The sequence below is a fragment of the Streptomyces sp. A3M-1-3 genome (assembly GCF_024213665.1).
Classification (GTDB): Bacteria; Actinomycetota; Actinomycetes; order Streptomycetales; family Streptomycetaceae; genus Streptomyces.
In genome coordinates, this window is sequence record NZ_JANAVP010000075.1 from 1 (window position 1) to 1,216 (window position 1,216).

The window sequence follows — 1,216 nt, forward strand, 5'->3', positions numbered from 1 at the left end:
ACCTGGACAGGGCGTGGCGGACTTGGGCGTCGCGGTGGTCGGCGGTGCCGGACAGGTCGTAGAAGAAGCGGCGCGGCTGGCCGGTCGGGTTGCCGTGGATGTCCAGTCGCCAGGCCGCGATGTGATCGGCGTTGGTGTCCACGCCGATCACGCCGTCGGCCAGGGCGGTATCGAGGGGGATGGTCTTGGTGGGCTGGTACTGCCAGGAGGCGGTGAGGTACCAGCGTCCGCGCTGGACATCCAGTTGAATGCGGTAGGCCACGGCCCGGTTCGTCTCGATCCGGTCCCGCCATTCAGTGCCCCGGTGCGGGAACCGCACCGTTGCGGCGAAGACGTACCGGCCGTGCTTCGCGTTCGCCAGTTCGGCGAGAGAGGCGGGCAGTTTGATGCTGACCTCGCCTTCGGGCGTGACGCGAATGGTCTCGTTGCCGTACCGCTTCCCCGATTCGCCATCGGCGGCGAGGAACCACCGCTCGGCCTCCCAGCGCTGACGCCACTCGGGTTCGGTGAGCTGCGCTTTGGTGAGGTTGTGACGCGTGTTGAGCAGGCGTTTACCGCCACGTGCTACCCGTACTCGGCCCTGCTCACGGTCGGCTCGCTCACGCTCCAGCCGGTCCTGCAGCACGTGCAGACGCCGGGTCTTCTGGAACCACTCGGACTTGCTGCGGTAGCCGCCCGGAGCCTGCTTGGAGCCCTTCTCCCCGACAGGCAGGGACAGGCGGTGCGCGATCGTGCGGACACCGGCTTCGAGATTGTTGATGTGGGCAAGCCGGCAACGCCGCGACAACGCCCACTGATCATGCGTGGCCTTGGTGATCGCCCCCGCCCAGCGCGACGACGACACCCCGGTCAGCTCTCGCTTACGGACTGCCCACCTATCCGTGGAGTGGTCGTTGCCGTCCGCGCACCGAACCTTGAGATCACGCGACGCCAGTGCCCCGAGATGCGCGCCAACCAGCCGCAACACATTCTCATCCTGCGCAGTGAGGCACTTGAGCCGGTCACGTATCGCCACGCCGGACGGCCCCAGGGCAACAAACGGCGGGTCAATCGCCCTGATCTTCTTCGGCTCACTCATCGGCTGCCGCAGCTTCCAGGGCCTTCTTCGCTCGGTTCTTCGCGGAGCGGCGGCCGTACAGACGGGCACAGAGCGAGGTCAGTACCTCAACTATGTCCCGCACCAGATCGTCTTCGACCTCACCCTCATCGAGGATGA

Annotated in this window: 1 protein-coding gene and 1 pseudogene; both read right to left on the bottom strand. The window is 66.7% G+C overall.

Translation table 11 applies throughout. The annotated features are described in order from the left end of the window. A partial coding sequence (locus NLX86_RS34205; protein WP_254375720.1) for a transposase occupies window positions 1–1,078 on the bottom strand: 1,078 nt, incomplete at its 3' end. Then, window positions 1,071–1,216 (bottom strand): annotated as a pseudogene (locus NLX86_RS34210) (IS607 family transposase); the annotation flags it as partial. The pseudogene NLX86_RS34210 and the gene NLX86_RS34205, both read right to left, overlap by 8 nt.